Annotated in this window: 2 protein-coding genes; one reads left to right on the plus strand and one right to left on the minus strand. The window is 56.4% G+C overall.

Annotation, left to right across the window (positions count from 1 at the left end):
- Window positions 1–69: 69 nt before the first annotated feature.
- A complete protein-coding gene (gene tnpA, locus INT20_RS17870; protein ID WP_084812773.1) occupies window positions 70–486 on the minus strand; it encodes an IS200/IS605 family transposase in 417 nt (138 codons plus the stop codon).
- On the opposite strand from tnpA, the gene INT20_RS17875 reads away from it, so the two are divergent.
- Window positions 379–1,552 (plus strand): RNA-guided endonuclease InsQ/TnpB family protein (locus INT20_RS17875; RefSeq protein WP_226912251.1); only part of this gene is annotated, 1,174 nt, incomplete at its 3' end. The genes tnpA and INT20_RS17875 overlap by 108 nt on opposite strands.

A 1,552-nucleotide genomic window follows, 5' to 3' on the forward strand; every position in this document is an offset into this window, starting at 1 on the left:
TTATCGAACATCGCGAAAAACCTCGTACTTCTAGTGCGAGGATGGATAGCGAGGGGCGCGAGAGCGTCCCTAGTCCGGCCTCGATTGTTGCTCAATATACTGTTTGACCATGCTCAGGGGGGCGCCTCCGACACTTCCCGCAAAGTAGCTTGGACTCCACAGCGAGTTCTTCCGGTAGGCGGGCTGCACCAGTTCAGGGTGTAGTAACTTCATCCGCCGGCTGGATACCCCCTTCAAACTATTCACCAGCTTGGATACCGCCACTTTGGGTGGAAAGTTGACAAGCAAATGGACGTGATCGGTTTCACCGTTGAACTCCTGTAGCTCCGCCTCGAAGTCCCGACACACTCGGTCGAAAAGCAATTCGAGGGAGTTGAGATGCGCGCCGGTGAACACCTTGCCCCGATACTTGGTGACAAAGACCAAATGGGCATGGAGTTTAAAAACGCAGTGTCTTCCTGTTCTGATAGCTTGTTTGGTTTCCATAGACCAAGTATATTCGAAGCCATGAAGCAGACCAAGACCCTCAAGGTTCGAGTGAAGGACAAACACGCCGCCGAGCTTAACCGCATGGCCCGCAGCGTGAATTTTGTTTGGAACTACCTCAACGAACTGTCTTCTCGAGCCATTCGGGAGAAAGGTCTGTTTCTGTCTGCCTACGACATGCATCCCTATACCAAGGGTGCTGGCAAGGACCTCGGCCTGCACAGCCAAACGCTGCAATGCATCGCTGCTGAATACGTTGCCCGCCGCAAGCAGTTCAAAAAGCCCCGCCTGAATTGGCGCAAGTCCGGCGGTGTACGCCGCTCACTTGGCTGGATTCCGGTCAATACCGGCGCGGCCAAGTGGAAGAACGGGCAGGTATTTCACAACGGCACCTACTTCAAGGTGTGGGATAGCTACGGCCTGTCGACATACAAGTTCCGTGCCGGCAGTTTCAATGAAGATAGCCGGGGCCGGTGGTATTTCAATGCTGCGGTCGAGGTGGACGTGCAGCCGACGCTTGGGCAGGGCGCCGTTGGCATCGACCTTGGGCTCAAGGATGTGGCCACCTGTAGCGATGGAGGAAGGCTGGAAAATAGCCGCTTCTACCGCCGCATGGAAGACCAGTTGGCGACAGCCCAACGTGCGCGTAACAAGCGGCGGGTAAAGGCTATTCACGCCAAGATCAAGAACCGTCGCCAGGACGCGCAGCACAAGTTTTCCCGGAAACTCGTCAACCAGTACGGCGAAATCGTCGTGGGCGATGTTTCCTCAACCAAGCTCGCGAAGACCAAGATGGCCAAAAGCGTCTACGACGCTGGCTGGTCACAACTGAAAACGATGCTGGAATATAAATGCGCTCACGCAGGCATCGTCTTCAAGGTCGTTCGCGAAACCAACACCACCCGCGCCTGTTCGTCGTGCGGCTCGCTTAGCGGGCCGCAGGGCGTCAACGGGTTGCGAGTAAGGGTCTGGGAGTGCGTGGAGTGTGGTGTACTCCACGACCGGGACGTGAATGCGGCCCGGAATATCCTCAGCCTCGGGGCAGGACGTTGCCCTCAAGAAGTTG

Origin of the sequence: Halomonas citrativorans, from assembly GCF_014898005.1 — a bacterium.
Lineage (GTDB): Bacteria > Pseudomonadota > Gammaproteobacteria > Pseudomonadales > Halomonadaceae > Vreelandella > Vreelandella citrativorans.

Bases quoted from the DNA above. Each gene is read 5' to 3' on its own strand.
- tnpA (WP_084812773.1), bottom strand. From the start codon at position 486: ATGGAAACCAAACAAGCTATCAGAACAGGAAGACACTGCGTTTTTAAA.